Raw genomic sequence first — 16,092 nt, forward strand, 5'->3', positions numbered from 1 at the left:
AGGCAGACGGAATAAGGCGAATAAACCGCGCAGCGGCGATTTTCCTTGCCGGAGAGCCAGGGTTGCAAGGGAGGCGGCGGTGAGCCTCCCTTGCACGTTCACGGGTACTGAGTCTTCAGAGAAATGCGGGACATAAAGTGAACGGAAAAATTTACCAGAATAAAAAGGTTCTCCGTTTAACGGATAAACACACGCCCTTCACGGAAGCTTCCTTGCCGGATGGCGGCTTCGCCTTATCCGGCCTACGCGTATGTCCAGGCCCGATAGCGCTTTGCTTATCGGGCCATTTACGTGCGGATTAACCTAACTGCTTACGCGCATTGCGGAAAATACGCATCCACGGGCTGTCTTCGCCCCAGTTTTCCGGGTGCCAGGAGTTGCTGACGGTACGGAAGACGCGCTCCGGGTGCGGCATCATAATGGTGGCGCGACCGTTCTCCGTGGTAACGGCGGTGATACCGTTTGGCGATCCGTTCGGGTTGGCCGGGTAGTTTTCCGTAACCTTACCGAAGTTATCGACATAACGCAGCGCAACCAGACCTTTGCTTTCCAGCCCTGCCAGATGCGCATCGTCACGCACTTCAACGCGCCCTTCACCGTGGGACACCGCGACAGGCATCTGTGAGCCAACCATTCCCTGCAACAGCAGAGACGGGCTTTGGGTCACTTCCACCAGGCTGAAGCGCGCTTCAAAACGGTCAGAATGGTTACGCACAAAACGCGGCCACAGCTCGCTCCCCGGAATCAGTTCACGCAGGTTAGACATCATCTGGCAACCGTTACATACGCCAAGCGCCAGCGTCTGCGGGCGGTGGAAGAACGTTTCGAACTCGTCGCGTACGCGATTGTTGAACAGAATCGATTTCGCCCAGCCTTCACCCGCGCCTAACACGTCACCGTAAGAGAAACCGCCACAGGCAACCAGCGCCTGGAAATTACCCAGCCCAATACGGCCAGCCAGCAGATCGCTCATATGCACATCAATCGCGTCAAAGCCCGCGCGATGGAACGCCGCCGCCATCTCAACGTGGGAGTTCACGCCCTGTTCGCGCAGTACGGCAACCTTCGGACGTGCGCCGGTAGCAATATACGGCGCGGCGATATCTTCATTGATATCGAACGACAATTTCACGTTCAGACCCGGGTCGGCATCGTTGGTTTTTGCGTCATGTTCCTGATCGGCACATTCCGGGTTGTCGCGCAGGCGCTGCATCTGCCAGGTCGTTTCCGCCCACCAGGTACGAAGCGTGGTGCGGCTTTCGCTGAAGACGACCTGCCCGTTGGATTCAATCACAAAACGGTCGCCGGAAACGGCCTGACCTAAATAGTGTACGCAGTCACTCAGACCGTGCTTCGCCAGCAGCGCCTCGACCGCTTCGCGATCGGCCGCCCGCACCTGGATCACTGCGCCCAGCTCTTCGTTAAACAGCGCCGCCAGACGATCGTCGCCAAATGTTGCAATATCGGCCTGGATGCCGCAGTGACCGGTAAAGGCCATCTCGGCAAGCGTGACCAGCAGGCCGCCGTCGGAACGGTCGTGATACGCCAGCAGTTTACGCTGCGCCACCAGCGCCTGAATCGCATCGTAGAAGCCTTTTAACTGCGCCACATCGCGCACGTCTGCCGGTTTGTCGCCCAGTTGACGATACACCTGCGCCAGCGCCGTTGCGCCCAGCGCGTTATGCCCCTGACCCAAATCGATCAGCAGCAGCGCGTTATCTTCGGTCGAGAGCTGCGGCGTGATGGTATGACGCACATCTTCCACGCGGGCAAACGCGGAAATCACCAGCGACAGCGGCGAGGTCATTTCGCGCTGCTCGTTGCCTTCCTGCCAGCGGGTTTTCATCGACATAGAGTCTTTGCCCACCGGAATCGTCAGGCCAAGCTGCGGGCAGAGTTCTTCGCCTACCGCTTTCACCGCGTCATACAGACCGGCATCTTCACCCGGATGACCGGCCGCCGCCATCCAGTTTGCGGACAGCTTGATGCGTTTGATATCGCCAATCTGGGTCGCGGCGATGTTCGTCAGCGCTTCGCCAACGGCCAGACGGGCGGAAGCGGCAAAGTCCAGCAGCGCTACCGGCGCACGTTCACCGATAGACATCGCTTCGCCGTAGTAGCTGTCGAGGCTGGCGGTGGTCACCGCGCAGTTCGCCACCGGCACCTGCCACGGGCCGACCATCTGATCGCGCGCCACCATACCGGTCACGGTACGGTCGCCAATGGTCACCAGGAATGTTTTCTCCGCCACGGTCGGCAGATGCAGAACCCGTTTAACCGCGTCAGCAATCGTGATATCAGCACGATCCAGCGCATCGCCTTTCGCTGTCAGCGTCTGCACGTCGCGGGTCATTTTCGGCGTTTTACCCAGCAGCACGTCCAGCGGCAGATCGATCGGTTGATTATCGAAATGACGGTCGTTCAGGGACAGATGCTGTTCTTCGGTGGCCTCACCGATCACCGCATACGGCGCGCGCTCACGCTTGCACAACTCATCAAACAGCGGCAACTGGTCGGCGGCCACGGCCAGCACATAACGCTCCTGAGACTCGTTACACCAGATTTCCAGCGGGCTCATGCCCGGCTCATCGCTGAGGATATCGCGCAGCTCAAATTTACCGCCGCGCCCGCCGTCGCTCACCAGCTCCGGCATCGCGTTGGAGAGACCGCCTGCCCCGACGTCGTGAATAAACAGGATCGGGTTGGCATCGCCTAACTGCCAGCAGCGGTCGATCACTTCCTGGCAGCGACGTTCCATTTCCGGGTTATCACGCTGTACGGAGGCAAAATCGAGATCCGCATCCGACTGACCAGAAGCCATAGAGGACGCCGCCCCGCCCCCCAGACCAATGTTCATCGCCGGCCCACCGAGCACGATCAGCTTCGCGCCAACGACGATCTCGCCTTTCTGTACGTGATCGGCGCGGATATTGCCGATCCCGCCCGCCAGCATGATCGGCTTGTGGTAGCCGCGCAGCTCTTCGCCGTTGTGACTGTTTACTTTTTCTTCGTAAGTACGGAAGTACCCGTTCAACGCCGGGCGACCAAATTCATTATTAAACGCCGCGCCGCCCAGCGGGCCTTCGGTCATAATGTCCAGCGCGGTAACGATACGCTCTGGTTTACCAAAATCTTCTTCCCACGGCTGCTCAAAGCCCGGAATACGCAGGTTAGACACGGAGAAGCCCACCAGACCCGCTTTTGGCTTCGCGCCGCGTCCGGTTGCGCCTTCATCACGAATCTCACCACCAGAACCGGTCGCCGCGCCTGGCCACGGCGAGATCGCCGTCGGGTGGTTATGGGTTTCCACCTTCATCAGGATATGCGCAGGCTCCTGATGGAAGTCATAGCGACCGCTCTCGTGGTCAGCGAAGTAGCGTCCCACGTCAGAACCTTCCATCACCGCCGCGTTATCTTTATAGGCAGACAACACATGATCCGGCGTGGTTTCAAAGGTGTTTTTGATCATCTTAAACAGCGACTTCGGCTGCGGTTTCCCGTCGATAACCCAGTCAGCGTTAAAAATCTTATGGCGACAGTGTTCGGAGTTTGCCTGTGCGAACATATACAGCTCGATATCGTTCGGATTGCGCCCCAGCTTCGTGAAGGCGTCTTGCAGGTAATCAATTTCGTCATCCGCCAGCGCCAGACCCAGACGCAGGTTGGCGTCAGTCAGCGCCTGACGCCCTTCACCCAGCAGATCCACGCTGGCAACCGGCGCAGGCTGGTGATGAACAAACAGTTTTTCCGCATCAGATAAAGAAGAGAACACGGTCTCCATCATCCGGTCGTGCAGTTCAGCGGCAATCGTCTGCCACTGTTCAGCCGTGAGCGTAGCGGCTTCAACGTAGTATGCAACGCCACGCTCCAGGCGGCTTACCTGTTGCAGACCGCAGTTATGGGCGATATCAGTCGCTTTGGAAGACCAGGGGGAGATGGTGCCAGGACGCGGCGTGACCAGCAGCAGCTTTCCTTCAGGGGTATGGCTGCTTAAGCTCGGCCCATATTTCAGCAAACGTGCAAGTTGCGCGTGCTCATCCTCGTTTAAGGGGGCGCTCAGGTCAGCAAAATGGACATACTCAGCGTAAATATTGTGGACCTGAAGATTGGCCGCCTGAAAACGCGCCAGCAGTTTGTTAATACGGAATGCAGACAGTGCAGGCGAACCACGCAGAATTTCCATCATAAGTCTCTCGTCTTCGAAGCGCCTGAGGCGCTTTAAGTGTGCGCAAGGGGGGAAACGGGCGACATTATAAAGAATCTGACGCCCCGACGAAACCGTTTGCGTCGAAATAAAATCGCCGCCTTTTCTTATCATACGGTGCGGCCAATCATTCTAATTAGTTGCCAACTGGCGCATTGTTGCGCAAAATGCCGCACATTCATGATGATTTTAACCCACCCAAATGACATTAGCAGGCTGAGATTACGCACGATTCAGAGAATTAACTAATTGAAAAAATTAAAGATTAATTATCTGTTCATCGGCATATTGACTCTGCTGCTGGCAGCGGCCCTCTGGCCATCAATCCCCTGGTTCGGCAAAGCCGACAATCGTATCGCCGCGATCCAATCGCGGGGAGAGTTACGCGTCTCAACAATAGAGTCGCCGCTGACTTACGCCCGCATTAACGGAAAAAAGTACGGTCTGGATTACGAACTGGCGCAGCAGTTCGCCAGCTATCTTGGCGTAAAGCTGAAAATTACCGTACGCCAGAATATCAGCCAGCTATTTGACGATTTAGATAATGGCAACGCCGATCTGCTGGCGGCAGGACTGGTTTACAACAGCGAGCGCGTGAAGAATTATCAACCCGGCCCGACCTACTATTCCGTTTCGCAACAGCTGGTTTACCGGGTAGGACAATACCGGCCTCGCACGCTGGCCACGGTGAATGAAAGCCAGCTCTCTATCGCGCCTGGGCATGTCGTGGTGAATGACTTGCAGGCGCTGAAAGAGACAAAATTTCCCGATCTAAGCTGGAAAGTCGATGACAAAAAAGGGACGGCGGCGCTGCTCAGCGAAGTCATCAGCGGCAATCTGGACTATACCATTGCCGATTCTGTCGCGATCAGCCTGTTCCAGCGCGTACATCCTGAACTGGCCGTCGCGCTGGATGTCACCGATGAGCAGCCTGTCACCTGGTTTAGCCAACTGGACGATGACAACACGCTTTCCGCTGCGCTGCTCGATTTCTTCAACGCTATTAATGAAGACGGCTCACTGGCGCGTATGGAAGAGAAGTATCTGGGGCACGGCGACGATTTTGATTATGTCGATACCCGCACCTTCCTGCGGGCCGTGGACGGCGTACTGCCCGATCTCCAGCCGTTGTTTGAAAAATACGCGCAGGAGATAGACTGGCGCCTGCTGGCCGCAATTTCCTATCAGGAGTCACACTGGGACCCGCTGGCCACCTCCCCGACGGGCGTTCGCGGTCTGATGATGCTCACCAAAAACACCGCGCAAAGTCTGGGGCTGACGGATCGTACCGATGCGGAACAAAGCATCAGCGGCGGTGTGCGTTATATCCAGGATATGATGGGTAAAGTGCCTGAAACCGTGCCGGAAGAGGAGCGTATCTGGTTTGCGCTCGCCGCCTATAACATGGGCTATGCACATATGCTTGACGCCCGTGCGTTGACGGTCAAAACCAGGGGCAACCCGGATAGCTGGGCCGATGTAAAACAACGGCTGCCGCTGCTCAGCCAGAAACAATATTACAGCAAGCTGACGTACGGCTATGCGCGCGGGCATGAAGCCTACGCTTATGTGGAAAATATTCGGAAGTATCAGATTAGCCTGGTCGGCTATCTGCAAGAAAAAGAGAAGCAGACGGCAGAAGCGATAAAGCTGGCGCAGGATTACCCGGCAGTGTCTCCGGCCGAGTTTGATACGGAGACATTTCCTTTCTCTTCTTTCTTATCGCAGCCGTCATCGAACTACCTGTCACACTCTCCTTCTTTGCCGTTTTCACTGAAGAAGAAAGACGAAAACTAATCTCACAGGGCTGGACGCTTTCGCGCCCTGGCCGCCCTACAACGATTCTTGCGAAGATTTTTTTAGCGCTTTGATCTCCTGGCGACGCATGCGGAAGAAATCACTGAGCAGCGCTGCGCACTCATCGCGTAACACACCTTCGGTGATCTCTACGCGGTGGTTCATGCCCGGATGATGCAATACGTCCATCAGCGACCCTGCCGCGCCGGTTTTCGCGTCGCGAGCGCCAAATACCACCCGACCAATGCGGCTGTGTACCATTGCTCCCGCACACATCACGCACGGCTCCAGCGTCACGTAAAGCGTGGTATCCAGCAAACGGTAGTTCTGAAGCACCAGCCCGCCCTGACGTAACGCCATGATTTCAGCGTGCGCAGTGGGATCATGATGACCTATCGGACGGTTCCAGCCTTCGCCAATGACGCGATTGTTATGCACCAATACCGCGCCAACCGGCACTTCACGCTCATCCCAGGCGCGTTTCGCCAGCGTCAACGCATGACGCATCCAGTATTCGTGGCTAAATTCAACATCAGACAAAGGAGACACTCCGGTAATAAAAGCGGGCGCATTATACATGGGCGCTATCGTTAACTCTATTCGAGTTGCTGGAGCTCCCCTCGCGGCGTGACGCGCCAGCGATGCTGGCAAAAATAGAGAAGCGGGTTATCCTGCTTACTGTCGCTGTAGCCGCTGTACAGACGTAACGGCGCACCAATCTGGCGTTCCAGTTGGGCGACCTTCTCGTGCCCCAGACAGCGCATAGTCAGCAGCCAGCCGCCGTAGCCACGCCGCATCTGGCTGGCGATCAGGTTCACGCGCGGCAGCCAGAGCGTATCGAAATAGACCTGTTCCACCAGCGATTGCGGAGAGCCGGTAATCAGCCAGATATCAGCGTCAGAGCTTAACAGATAGGTCGTCAGGCGCTCCTGAACAACCGGAAACGCCGTGACGTTATCGCGAAACCAGCGAACGAAATCCGCCTGATGCGCCTTGAGCCGCACTTCACTGTGACCGAAGGTACAGCCCCATAACAGCAGGCTCATCGGCCAACGCGCTGCCCGACCTTTAATCAACAAGCCAATCCCGATAACCGGCAATAACGGCAGCACGAGCAACGCATTCAGCGGCTGGCGACGCAACAGATAACGCAGGAAACTGCCAAACATATCCTGCTGGTGCAACGTACCATCCAAATCAAAAAATACGACACGACGCTCGTGATTAACCAAACCCTACTCCTCTGGATTGTTGAAGCCCAATAGCCGGGTTAACCGAAACCCGGCGATAATCATTACCAGATAGCCTAACAGATAGAACCTCAATTTTCCGGTAACGTTAGCGTTCTAACGCCGCCCGTAGAAATCCCTGGTGAGCGGACAATTTCGCCCTTGCGTCTTCGGCATTCAGCCCGGTAAGCGCCATCAGAATGGCCGGTTTAACCTCAAAATCTGTCTGCTTAAGCAGCGCTTCGGCCTCTTCACGCGTAATCCCGGTAGCCTCAACCACCATCCGGCACGCTCTGTCGACGAGCTTAACGTTGGTGGCTTTCATGTCCACCATCAGGTTCTGGTACACCTTGCCAAACTTCACCATCGCCCCGGTGGAGATCATATTGAGCACCAGTTTTTGCGCAGTACCGGATTTCAGTCGCGTCGAACCGGTTAGCGCCTCCGGCCCAACGACCGGCGAAATGGCGATGTCAGCTTCATGCGCGATGGGAGAATCGGGATTACAGGAGATAGCCACCGTGACGCAGCCCACCTGACGCGCGTATTTCAACCCGCCAATGACGTACGGCGTACGACCGGACGCCGCCAGCCCGACAACCAGATCCTGCGCGGTCACGTCAAGCGCCCGGAGATCGTCCTCCCCTAACTGCTGACTGTCTTCCGCGCCTTCCACCGCTTTCAGCAGCGCGCCAGGCCCGCCGGCAATCAGCCCGATCACCAGCCCGTGCGGTACGCCAAACGTTGGTGGGCATTCGGAGGCGTCCAGAACGCCAAGGCGTCCGCTGGTGCCTGCGCCCATATAAATAATGCGCCCTCCCGCCTTTAAGGCGTCGGCGGCGGCATCTACCGCGCGGGCAACGTCTGGCAGCGTCTCTTTTACTGCTTGCGCTACAAGCGTATCCTGTTGATTAAAACGATGAACCAGCTCAAGCGTAGGGAGTGCGTCAAGATCCATAGTCTGTGGATTGCGGGTTTCTGAAACTAACGAGCCGAGATTCATTTTTGTTCCTTAGGAATTTTTAATTCATAATAACTATAACAATGGAATATTATATTCTTTCGGGCGAGGGAAAATCTTTTTATGATCCCCGTCATGTTTTTCGCCAGGAGTCCTCATGAACTGTTTGATTCGTATACGTCAGCGTTATCCGGACCTCGCACAAAGCGATAAAAAGCTTGCTGATTATATTCTTGCTCAGCCGGATGATACACGGCATCTCAGCTCACAACAGCTTGCCGTTGAGGCGGGCGTCAGTCAGTCCAGCGTGGTGAAATTCGCGCAGAAACTGGGCTTCAAAGGCTTTCCGGCACTGAAGCTGGCGATCAGCGAAGCGCTGGCCAGCAATCCAAATCCTCACTCTATTCCGGTACATAACCAGATCCGGGGCGACGATCCGATGCGGCTTGTCGGCGAAAAATTGATCGAGGAAAATGTCGCCGCAATGCACGCAACGCTCGATGTTAACAGCGAAGAGAAATTGTTCGAAAGCGTCATGATGCTGCGCAATGCCCGCCGTGTTGTCATAACCGGTATTGGCACATCGGGCCTGGTGGCACAGAACTTCGCCTGGAAGCTGATGAAGATAGGATTCAATGTCGTCGCCGAACACGATATGCATGCGCTGTTAGCCACCGTGCAGGCGCTGGCGCCGGACGATCTCCTGCTGGCTATCTCCTATAGCGGCGAGCGCAGAGAGTTGAATATGGCGGCGGATGAAACGTTGCGGGTGGGAGGAAAGGTTCTGGCGATCACCGGCTTTACACCGAATGCCCTGCAACAACGCGCCACCCGTTGCCTGTATACGATCGCCGAAGAGCAGGCCACGCGCAGCGCCGCAATCTCCTCTACGCATGCGCAGACGATGTTGACGGATTTGCTCTTTATGGCGCTGGTACAGCAGGATTTGGGGCGCGCGCCGGAGCGTATTCGCCACAGTGAGGCCCTGGTAAAAAAACTGGTCTGAGCAAAGAATGCGCGTATAATGCCCGCCCGGTTTGTGATGTTTTGAGAGTTTCCTGATGGCCCTGTTAATCACTAAAAAGTGTATCAATTGCGATATGTGCGAGCCTGAATGCCCGAATGAGGCGATTTCAATGGGCGACAGCATTTACGAGATTAACAGCGACAAATGCACCGAATGCGTGGGCCATTACGAAACGCCGACCTGCCAGAAGGTGTGCCCGATCCCCAATACCATTCTCAAAGACCCGGCGCATGTCGAAACGGAAGAACAGCTGTGGGATAAGTTTGTTCTGATGCATCACGCGGATAAGCTATAACCCACCCTGATGGGATGACGCCAGGCCGGATGGCGGCGTAAACGCCTTATCCGGCCTACAAAGTCCTAATCTAGCTTTCGATGATCACCGTCGCACAGGCGTAATGACGTTCATCCGCTAATGTCACATGCATATGCGCCACGCCCAGCCTCTCTGCCAGTTTCAACGCCTCGCCCCACAAACGCAAACGCGGTTTACCCAGCTCATCGTTAAACACTTCAAACTGATTGAACGCCAGCCCGTTGCGAATGCCGGTGCCGAACGCTTTTGCCGCCGCCTCTTTTACCGCGAAACGCTTGGCGAGAAAACGCACCGGTTGCTGATGCGTCTCCCAGATAGCCCATTCGTTGTCGCTAAGCACGCGTCTTGCCAGGCGTTCTCCAGAACGGGAGATCACCGCCTCAATGCGGGCGATCTCCACAATATCCGTGCCTAACCCCAGAATCGCCATTAGCCGCGCGCTTCCAGCATCAGGCGTTTCATCTCGGAGACCGCCTCTTTCAGGCCGCTCATGACCGCCCGCCCAATAATGGCATGACCGATGTTCAGCTCATGCATTTCCGGCAGTGCGGCAATGGCCTGCACATTGTGATAGGTCAGGCCATGACCGGCGTTCACTTTCAGCCCCAGGCTTGCCGCAAACGTCACCGCTTTGGCGATGCGCGCCAGTTCCTGCGCTTGCTCAACATCCGTTTTGGCATCCGCATAACAGCCAGTATGGATTTCAATGTACGGTGCGCCAACGTCCGCAGCGGCTTTAATCTGTTCTTCATCGGCATCAATGAACAGCGATACCAGAATGCCTGCATCTGCCAGCCGTTTGCAGGCATCACGCATTTTGTCACGCTGACCCGCGACGTCCAGCCCGCCTTCGGTGGTCACTTCCTGACGTTTTTCCGGCACCAGGCAGCAAAAATGCGGCTTCGTCTCAACGGCAATCGCCAGCATCTCTTCAGTCACCGCCATTTCCAGATTCATACGCGTATCCAGCGTCTGGCGCAAAATGCGTACATCACGGTCGGTAATATGGCGACGATCCTCGCGCAGGTGTACGGTTATACCATCCGCCCCCGCCTGCTCGGCGATAAACGCCGCCTGTACCGGATCCGGGTAAGCAGTACCACGCGCATTACGTAAAGTGGCAATATGGTCAATGTTGACGCCTAACAGTAATTCAGCCATGACAATCCTCGTTAATCATTATTCGTATTTTCTGCCCGCCCTGGCCGTTTCGGCATAAATTGTCGAAACAGTTCCCGGCTTTTTAACGGCTTACCACCAAGATACGGCTTTAGCGCCATGCGGGTAAAGCGTTTCGCCGCGCGCAACGTATCAACATCAGGAAATTCTCGTGCATCCAGCGCTTTCAGATGCCGCCCGGTAAAGGTGCTGTTATCAATGACCACGCTGGCCATGAATCCCTTCTCTTCGCGATAGCGGTAGGTCATGGTGTCATCGACCGTCTCGCCGCTCCCTGCGCAATGCAGAAAATCCACGCCGTAGCCCAGATGTCCCAGCAGGGCGAGCTCGAAACGGCGAAGCGCAGGTTCGGGCGAACCGGTCGCGCCAGCCAGCGACTGAATACAGTTCAGGTAATCAAAAAAGAGTTCAGAGAAGCGCGTTTCGTATTCCAGAACGCGGGAAAGCAGTTCGTTGATGTACAAACCGCTATAAAGCGTGATGCCGCTTAAGGGGAGCGCCAGAGAGACCGCTTCAGCGCTGCGTAAGGTTTTCACCTCGCCGCGCCCGCCAAAGCGGAGCAGCAGTGGCGTAAAAGGTTGTAATGCGCCTTTCAGACTGGAACGTTTAGAGCGTGCGCCTTTGGCAACCAGACGCACGCGTCCCGACTCTTCCGTGAAGACGTCCAGCATCAAGCTGGTTTCGCTCCAGGGGCGACTATGCAGGACGAAAGCTCTCTGCCAGCCTTCCACGTAGTGCTAACTCAGAGGTCGTCTACATAACCGAGACTGCGCAGCGCACGCTCGTCATCGGCCCAGCCGGATTTCACTTTCACCCACAGTTCCAGGTGTACCGGCGCTTCGAACATTTCCTGCATGTCTTTTCGCGCCTCGATACCGATGGTCTTGATTTTGGCCCCTTTGTTGCCAATGACCATCTTCTTCTGCCCTTCGCGCTCAACGAGGATCAGGCCGTTAATATCATAACCGCCGCGTTCGTTAGAAACGAAACGTTCAATCTCAACGGTCACGGAATACGGCAGTTCGGCACCGAGGAAACGCATCAGTTTTTCACGGATGATTTCAGACGCCATAAAGCGCTGTGAACGATCGGTGATGTAATCTTCCGGGAAGTGATGAGTCGCTTCCGGCAGGTGTTTACGCACGATACCAGCGATGGTATCCACGTTCATGCCAGTTTCCGCAGAAACAGGCACGATATCGAGGAAGTTCATCTGGCTTGCCAGGAATTGCAGATGCGGCAGCAGATCGGCCTTTTCCTGTACGTTATCCACTTTGTTAACGGCCAGAATGACCGGCGCTTTACCGTCGCGCAGTTTATTCAGCACCATCTCGTCGTCCGGCGTCCAGCGGGTGCCTTCCACGACAAAAATGACCAGCTCAACGTCGCCAATCGAGCTGCTTGCCGCCTTGTTCATCAGGCGGTTGATGGCGCGTTTTTCTTCCATGTGCAGCCCCGGCGTATCAACATAGATAGCCTGGTACGCCCCTTCGGTATGGATACCGACGATACGGTGACGCGTGGTCTGCGCTTTACGGGACGTGATCGAGATCTTCTGTCCGAGCAGCTTGTTCAACAGGGTGGATTTGCCTACGTTCGGACGTCCGACGATGGCAATAAATCCGCAATAGCTTTTATCTTCGCTCATTCCAGCTCCAGTTTTTTCAGCGCCTGTTCGGCGGCAGCCTGCTCCGCCTTACGACGGCTCGAACCCGTGCCAACCACCGGTTCACTCAGGCCGCTGACCTGGCAGTGGATAGTAAATTCCTGATCGTGTGCTTCGCCGCGCACCTGCACCACCAGATAAGACGGCAGCGGGAGATGACGACCCTGCAAATATTCCTGCAAACGCGTTTTCGGATCTTTTTGTTTATCGCCCGGGCTGATTTCATTCAGGCGCGTTTGATACCAGTTAAGGATCAACTTCTCGACGGTTTGGATATCGCTGTCGAGAAAAACGCCGCCGATTAACGCTTCTACGGTATCCGCCAGAATAGATTCACGACGGTAGCCGCCGCTTTTCAGTTCACCTGGCCCTAAACGTAAGCATTCACCCAGATCAAATTCACGGGCCAATTCCGCCAGCGTATTGCCGCGCACCAGCGTGGCGCGCATACGGCTCATATCACCTTCGTCCACACGCGGGAAGCGGTGATAAAGCGCGTTGGCGATAACAAAGCTCAAAATCGAGTCGCCTAAAAATTCTAAACGCTCATTGTGTTTACTGCTGGCGCTGCGGTGGGTTAATGCCTGCTGCAACAGCTCCTGATGAGTAAAAGTGTAGCCCAGCTTCCGTTGAAGCCGATTAATTACGATGGGGTTCATGCGATACCAATAAATGAATGCGTCAACAATTCAGCACACGAAACAGACCTGAGGAAACCAACGCTGTTTAGTGTGCCGTGGCAACCTGACGGCGCCAACCTAAAACTTCGGGGGAATATTCTATACACAACGACAGGGGATGTCGTTAGTCTGCGGAGATTTATCCAATAAATAATTCATGTTGTCGCCGCAATGACGACAACATGAACGATTATCAGAAATTAATGGATCCCACCAATACGGCTTAAGCGTACGCCGGTCGGCCATTCACCTTCCTGTTTGTCGAAACTCATCCAGATCGCGGTCGCTTTACCAACCAGATTCGCTTCCGGTACAAATCCCCAGTAACGGCTGTCCGCGCTGTTATCGCGGTTATCACCCATCATGAAGTATTGTCCTGGCGGTACGATCCAGGTCGCCAGTTGCTGCCCCGGCTGACGGTAATACATCCCCGCCTGATCCTGTGCGATCGGTACGGTCAGAATACGGTGGGTTACGTCGCCCAGCGTCTCTTTACGCTCCGCCAGACGAATGCCGTTATCTTTCGTTTCGTTTAATGGCACTTCGAAGAACCCACTGCTGGCTTCTCCCCCATTACGGCGGGCAAAGGTCTGCACGAAATCGCTGGGCTGAACGTCGGAGTAAGTCACCGGCAGCGCGTTTTCACATGCCTGACCGGAACGGCATCCTGGCTGTACAGTAACCTCTTTAGCTACCGGATCGTACGTCACTTTGTCACCCGGCAGGCCGACAGCGCGTTTAATGTAGTCCAGGCGCGGATCTTCCGGGTATTTAAAGACCACGATATCACCGCGTTTCGGATGACCCGTTTCAATCAACGTTTTCTGGTAAATCGGATCTTTAATTCCATAGGCGAATTTCTCCACCAGAATAAAGTCACCGATTAACAGCGTCGGCATCATCGAACCCGACGGGATCTGGAAAGGTTCATAGATAAATGAACGCACCACCAGCACAATCGCCAGTACCGGAAAAACCGAAGCCCCTGTTTCCAGCCAGCCCGGCTTAGGCGCCACTTTTTTCAACGTGGCTTTATCCAGTGAATCACCCGCAGCGGCCTGTGCCGCTGCCTGACGTTCCCGACGTTTTGGCGCGAAGATAAATTTATCAACGCACCATAAAATGCCCGTCACCAGTGTGGCAATCACCAGAATCAGGGCAAACATATTCGCCATGCCAACTCCTTAGGATTATTTGCTGTCTTTACCGACATGCAGAATGGCGAGGAACGCTTCCTGAGGCAGTTCGACGTTACCGATCTGCTTCATTCGCTTCTTACCTTCTTTCTGTTTCTGTAGCAGCTTTTTCTTACGGCTGATATCACCGCCGTAACACTTGGCCAGAACGTTTTTACGCAACTGCTTCACGGTAGAACGCGCAATAATGTGCGTACCAATCGCCGCCTGAATCGCAATGTCGAACTGCTGACGAGGGATCAGCTCTTTCATCTTCTCCACCAGCTCACGACCACGGCTCTGCGAATTACCACGGTGAGTGATCAGCGCCAGCGCATCGACACGTTCGTTGTTGATCAGCACGTCGACGCGCACCATGTCGGACGCCTGGAAGCGCTTGAAGTTATAATCCAGCGACGCATAACCACGAGACGTTGATTTCAGGCGGTCGAAGAAATCGAGCACCACTTCCGCCATCGGGATTTCATAAGTCAGCGCCACCTGGTTACCGTGGTACACCATGTTGGTCTGGACGCCGCGCTTCTCGACACACAGCGTAATGACGTTGCCCAGGTATGCCTGAGGCAGCAGCATGTGACACTCGGCAATCGGCTCGCGCAGTTCATAGATGTTATTCAGCGGCGGCAGCTTGGACGGGCTATCGACATAGATAATCTCTTTCGCCGTGGTTTCCACTTCGTACACAACGGTCGGCGCGGTGGTGATCAGGTCCAGATCGTATTCACGTTCCAGACGCTCCTGAATGATCTCCATGTGCAGCAGACCCAGGAAGCCACAGCGGAAGCCGAAGCCCAGCGCGGTTGAACTTTCCGGCTCGTAGAACAGAGAGGCGTCGTTCAGGCTCAGCTTGCCGAGCGCATCCCTGAAGTTCTCATAGTCATCAGAACTCACCGGGAACAGACCGGCGTATACCTGCGGCTTCACTTTTTTGAAGCCCGGCAGCGCTTTCTCTGCCGGGTTACGCGCCAGCGTTAATGTATCGCCAACCGGGGCGCCATGAATGTCTTTAATTGCGCAAACCAGCCAGCCTACCTCGCCGCACTTCAGTTCGGTACGGTCAATCTGCTTCGGCGTGAAGATCCCCAGACGGTCAGCGTTATAAACCTGCCCGGTGCTCATCACTTTGACTTTGTCGCCTTTACGCATGGTGCCGTTTTTAATACGCACCAGCGACACTACGCCGAGGTAGTTATCGAACCAGGAGTCGATAATCAGCGCTTGCAGCGGGCCTTCTGGATCGCCTTCCGGCGGCGGGATATCGCGCACCAGGCGTTCCAGCACATCCTGTACGCCTACGCCGGTTTTTGCCGAGCAGCGAACGGCATCGGTCGCATCAATGCCGACAATGTCTTCGATCTCTTCAGCCACACGCTCAGGATCGGCGGCTGGCAGGTCAATCTTGTTCAGAACCGGCACCACTTCGAGATCCATTTCCATCGCGGTATAGCAGTTCGCCAGCGTTTGCGCTTCGACGCCCTGCCCGGCGTCAACCACCAGCAGTGCGCCTTCACACGCCGCCAGTGAGCGGGAAACTTCATATGAGAAGTCAACGTGGCCTGGGGTGTCAATAAAGTTCAGTTGATAGGTTTCACCATCAGCCGCTTTGTAATCCAGCGTCACGCTTTGCGCTTTGATAGTAATACCGCGCTCACGCTCAAGATCCATTGAGTCGAGAACCTGCGCTTCCATTTCACGGTCAGACAGGCCACCGCAGATCTGGATAATGCGGTCAGACAGCGTCGATTTACCGTGGTCGATATGAGCAATGATCGAAAAGTTACGTATGTTCTTCATATAGAGTAATTATTGTGCCTTACGCCTGCCTGAGCAGGCTCTT

General features: G+C 55.4%; 14 protein-coding genes and 1 pseudogene. 3 read left to right on the plus strand and 12 right to left on the minus strand.

Features of this window, described 5'->3' with window-relative positions:
• Positions 1 to 298: 298 nt before the first annotated feature.
• Positions 299 to 4,186 (minus strand): phosphoribosylformylglycinamidine synthase, encoded by a 3,888-nt coding sequence (purL, locus tag OGX93_RS02385; RefSeq protein ID WP_286449316.1) that lies wholly within the window; start codon positions 4,184 to 4,186, stop codon positions 299 to 301.
• 267 nt (positions 4,187 to 4,453) lie between these two features.
• Between purL and mltF the strand changes: the two genes are divergently transcribed.
• Positions 4,454 to 6,001 (plus strand): membrane-bound lytic murein transglycosylase MltF, encoded by a 1,548-nt coding sequence (gene mltF, locus OGX93_RS02395; RefSeq protein ID WP_071258082.1) that lies wholly within the window; start codon positions 4,454 to 4,456, stop codon positions 5,999 to 6,001.
• 36 nt (positions 6,002 to 6,037) lie between these two features.
• Here mltF and tadA read toward each other — a convergent pair whose 3' ends face one another.
• From tadA to murQ, 4 genes and pseudogenes are all read right to left on the minus strand, one after another.
• Entirely contained in the window at positions 6,038 to 6,580 is a 543-nt protein-coding gene (tadA, locus tag OGX93_RS02400; protein ID WP_012131222.1) for a tRNA adenosine(34) deaminase TadA, read from the minus strand.
• 17 nt (positions 6,581 to 6,597) lie between these two features.
• Entirely contained in the window at positions 6,598 to 7,233 is a 636-nt protein-coding gene (yfhb, locus tag OGX93_RS02405) for a phosphatidylglycerophosphatase C (RefSeq protein ID WP_286449318.1), read from the minus strand.
• Positions 7,234 to 7,236: 3 nt separating this feature from the next.
• Positions 7,237 to 7,338, minus strand: a pseudogene (locus OGX93_RS02410) (PTS transporter subunit EIIC); the annotation flags it as partial.
• Position 7,339: 1 nt separating this feature from the next.
• A complete protein-coding gene (gene murQ / locus OGX93_RS02415; RefSeq protein WP_200054208.1) occupies positions 7,340 to 8,233 on the minus strand; it encodes an N-acetylmuramic acid 6-phosphate etherase in 894 nt (297 codons plus the stop codon).
• A 115-nt stretch (positions 8,234 to 8,348) separates the two neighbouring features.
• On the opposite strand from murQ, the gene OGX93_RS02420 reads away from it, so the two are divergent.
• Together OGX93_RS02420 and yfhL are read left to right on the plus strand one after the other, a co-directional pair.
• Complete coding sequence (locus OGX93_RS02420; protein ID WP_012131219.1) at positions 8,349 to 9,197, plus strand: MurR/RpiR family transcriptional regulator; 849 nt, start codon at positions 8,349 to 8,351, stop codon at positions 9,195 to 9,197.
• Between the two features lie 55 nt (positions 9,198 to 9,252).
• On the plus strand, positions 9,253 to 9,513 hold the full coding sequence (gene yfhL, locus OGX93_RS02425; RefSeq protein WP_012131218.1) for a 4Fe-4S dicluster ferredoxin YfhL: 261 nt from the start codon (positions 9,253 to 9,255) through the stop codon (positions 9,511 to 9,513).
• Positions 9,514 to 9,583: 70 nt separating this feature from the next.
• Here yfhL and acpS read toward each other — a convergent pair whose 3' ends face one another.
• From acpS to lepA, 7 genes are all read right to left on the minus strand, one after another.
• Positions 9,584 to 9,964, minus strand: coding sequence for a holo-ACP synthase (acpS, locus tag OGX93_RS02430; RefSeq protein ID WP_012131217.1), 381 nt, complete (start codon positions 9,962 to 9,964; stop codon positions 9,584 to 9,586).
• On the minus strand, positions 9,964 to 10,695 hold the full coding sequence (pdxJ, locus tag OGX93_RS02435; RefSeq protein ID WP_286449320.1) for a pyridoxine 5'-phosphate synthase: 732 nt from the start codon (positions 10,693 to 10,695) through the stop codon (positions 9,964 to 9,966). The genes acpS and pdxJ overlap by 1 nt, the downstream gene beginning before the upstream one ends.
• A gap of 11 nt (positions 10,696 to 10,706) precedes the next feature.
• Positions 10,707 to 11,444 (minus strand): DNA repair protein RecO, encoded by a 738-nt coding sequence (gene recO, locus OGX93_RS02440; protein ID WP_024130108.1) that lies wholly within the window; start codon positions 11,442 to 11,444, stop codon positions 10,707 to 10,709.
• 11 nt (positions 11,445 to 11,455) lie between these two features.
• Positions 11,456 to 12,361 carry a GTPase Era gene (gene era, locus OGX93_RS02445; protein ID WP_012131214.1) on the minus strand — a complete coding sequence of 302 codons (906 nt, stop codon included), beginning with the start codon at positions 12,359 to 12,361 and terminating at the stop codon, positions 11,456 to 11,458.
• A complete protein-coding gene (gene rnc, locus OGX93_RS02450) occupies positions 12,358 to 13,038 on the minus strand; it encodes a ribonuclease III (RefSeq protein ID WP_024130107.1) in 681 nt (226 codons plus the stop codon). Before rnc ends, era begins: the two co-directional genes overlap by 4 nt.
• A gap of 221 nt (positions 13,039 to 13,259) precedes the next feature.
• Complete coding sequence (lepB, locus tag OGX93_RS02455; protein ID WP_012131213.1) at positions 13,260 to 14,234, minus strand: signal peptidase I; 975 nt, start codon at positions 14,232 to 14,234, stop codon at positions 13,260 to 13,262.
• Between the two features lie 15 nt (positions 14,235 to 14,249).
• A complete protein-coding gene (gene lepA, locus OGX93_RS02460) occupies positions 14,250 to 16,049 on the minus strand; it encodes a translation elongation factor 4 (RefSeq protein ID WP_047461945.1) in 1,800 nt (599 codons plus the stop codon).
• Positions 16,050 to 16,092 lie beyond the last annotated feature (43 nt).

The sequence above is a fragment of the Citrobacter sp. CK195 genome (genome assembly GCF_030333365.1).
GTDB classification, from domain to species: Bacteria; Pseudomonadota; Gammaproteobacteria; order Enterobacterales; family Enterobacteriaceae; genus Citrobacter_B; species Citrobacter_B koseri.

Bases quoted from the DNA above. Each gene is read 5' to 3' on its own strand.
- pdxJ (WP_286449320.1), bottom strand. From the start codon at position 10,695: ATGGCTGAATTACTGTTAGGCGTCAACATTGACCATATTGCCACTTTA.
- era (WP_012131214.1), bottom strand. From the start codon at position 12,361: ATGAGCGAAGATAAAAGCTATTGCGGATTTATTGCCATCGTCGGACGT.
- yfhL (WP_012131218.1), top strand. From the start codon at position 9,253: ATGGCCCTGTTAATCACTAAAAAGTGTATCAATTGCGATATGTGCGAG.
- lepA (WP_047461945.1), bottom strand. From the start codon at position 16,049: ATGAAGAACATACGTAACTTTTCGATCATTGCTCATATCGACCACGGT.
- rnc (WP_024130107.1), bottom strand. From the start codon at position 13,038: ATGAACCCCATCGTAATTAATCGGCTTCAACGGAAGCTGGGCTACACT.
- tadA (WP_012131222.1), bottom strand. From the start codon at position 6,580: ATGTATAATGCGCCCGCTTTTATTACCGGAGTGTCTCCTTTGTCTGAT.
- murQ (WP_200054208.1), bottom strand. From the start codon at position 8,233: ATGAATCTCGGCTCGTTAGTTTCAGAAACCCGCAATCCACAGACTATG.
- acpS (WP_012131217.1), bottom strand. From the start codon at position 9,964: ATGGCGATTCTGGGGTTAGGCACGGATATTGTGGAGATCGCCCGCATT.
- lepB (WP_012131213.1), bottom strand. From the start codon at position 14,234: ATGGCGAATATGTTTGCCCTGATTCTGGTGATTGCCACACTGGTGACG.
- purL (WP_286449316.1), bottom strand. From the start codon at position 4,186: ATGATGGAAATTCTGCGTGGTTCGCCTGCACTGTCTGCATTCCGTATT.
- OGX93_RS02420 (WP_012131219.1), top strand. From the start codon at position 8,349: ATGAACTGTTTGATTCGTATACGTCAGCGTTATCCGGACCTCGCACAA.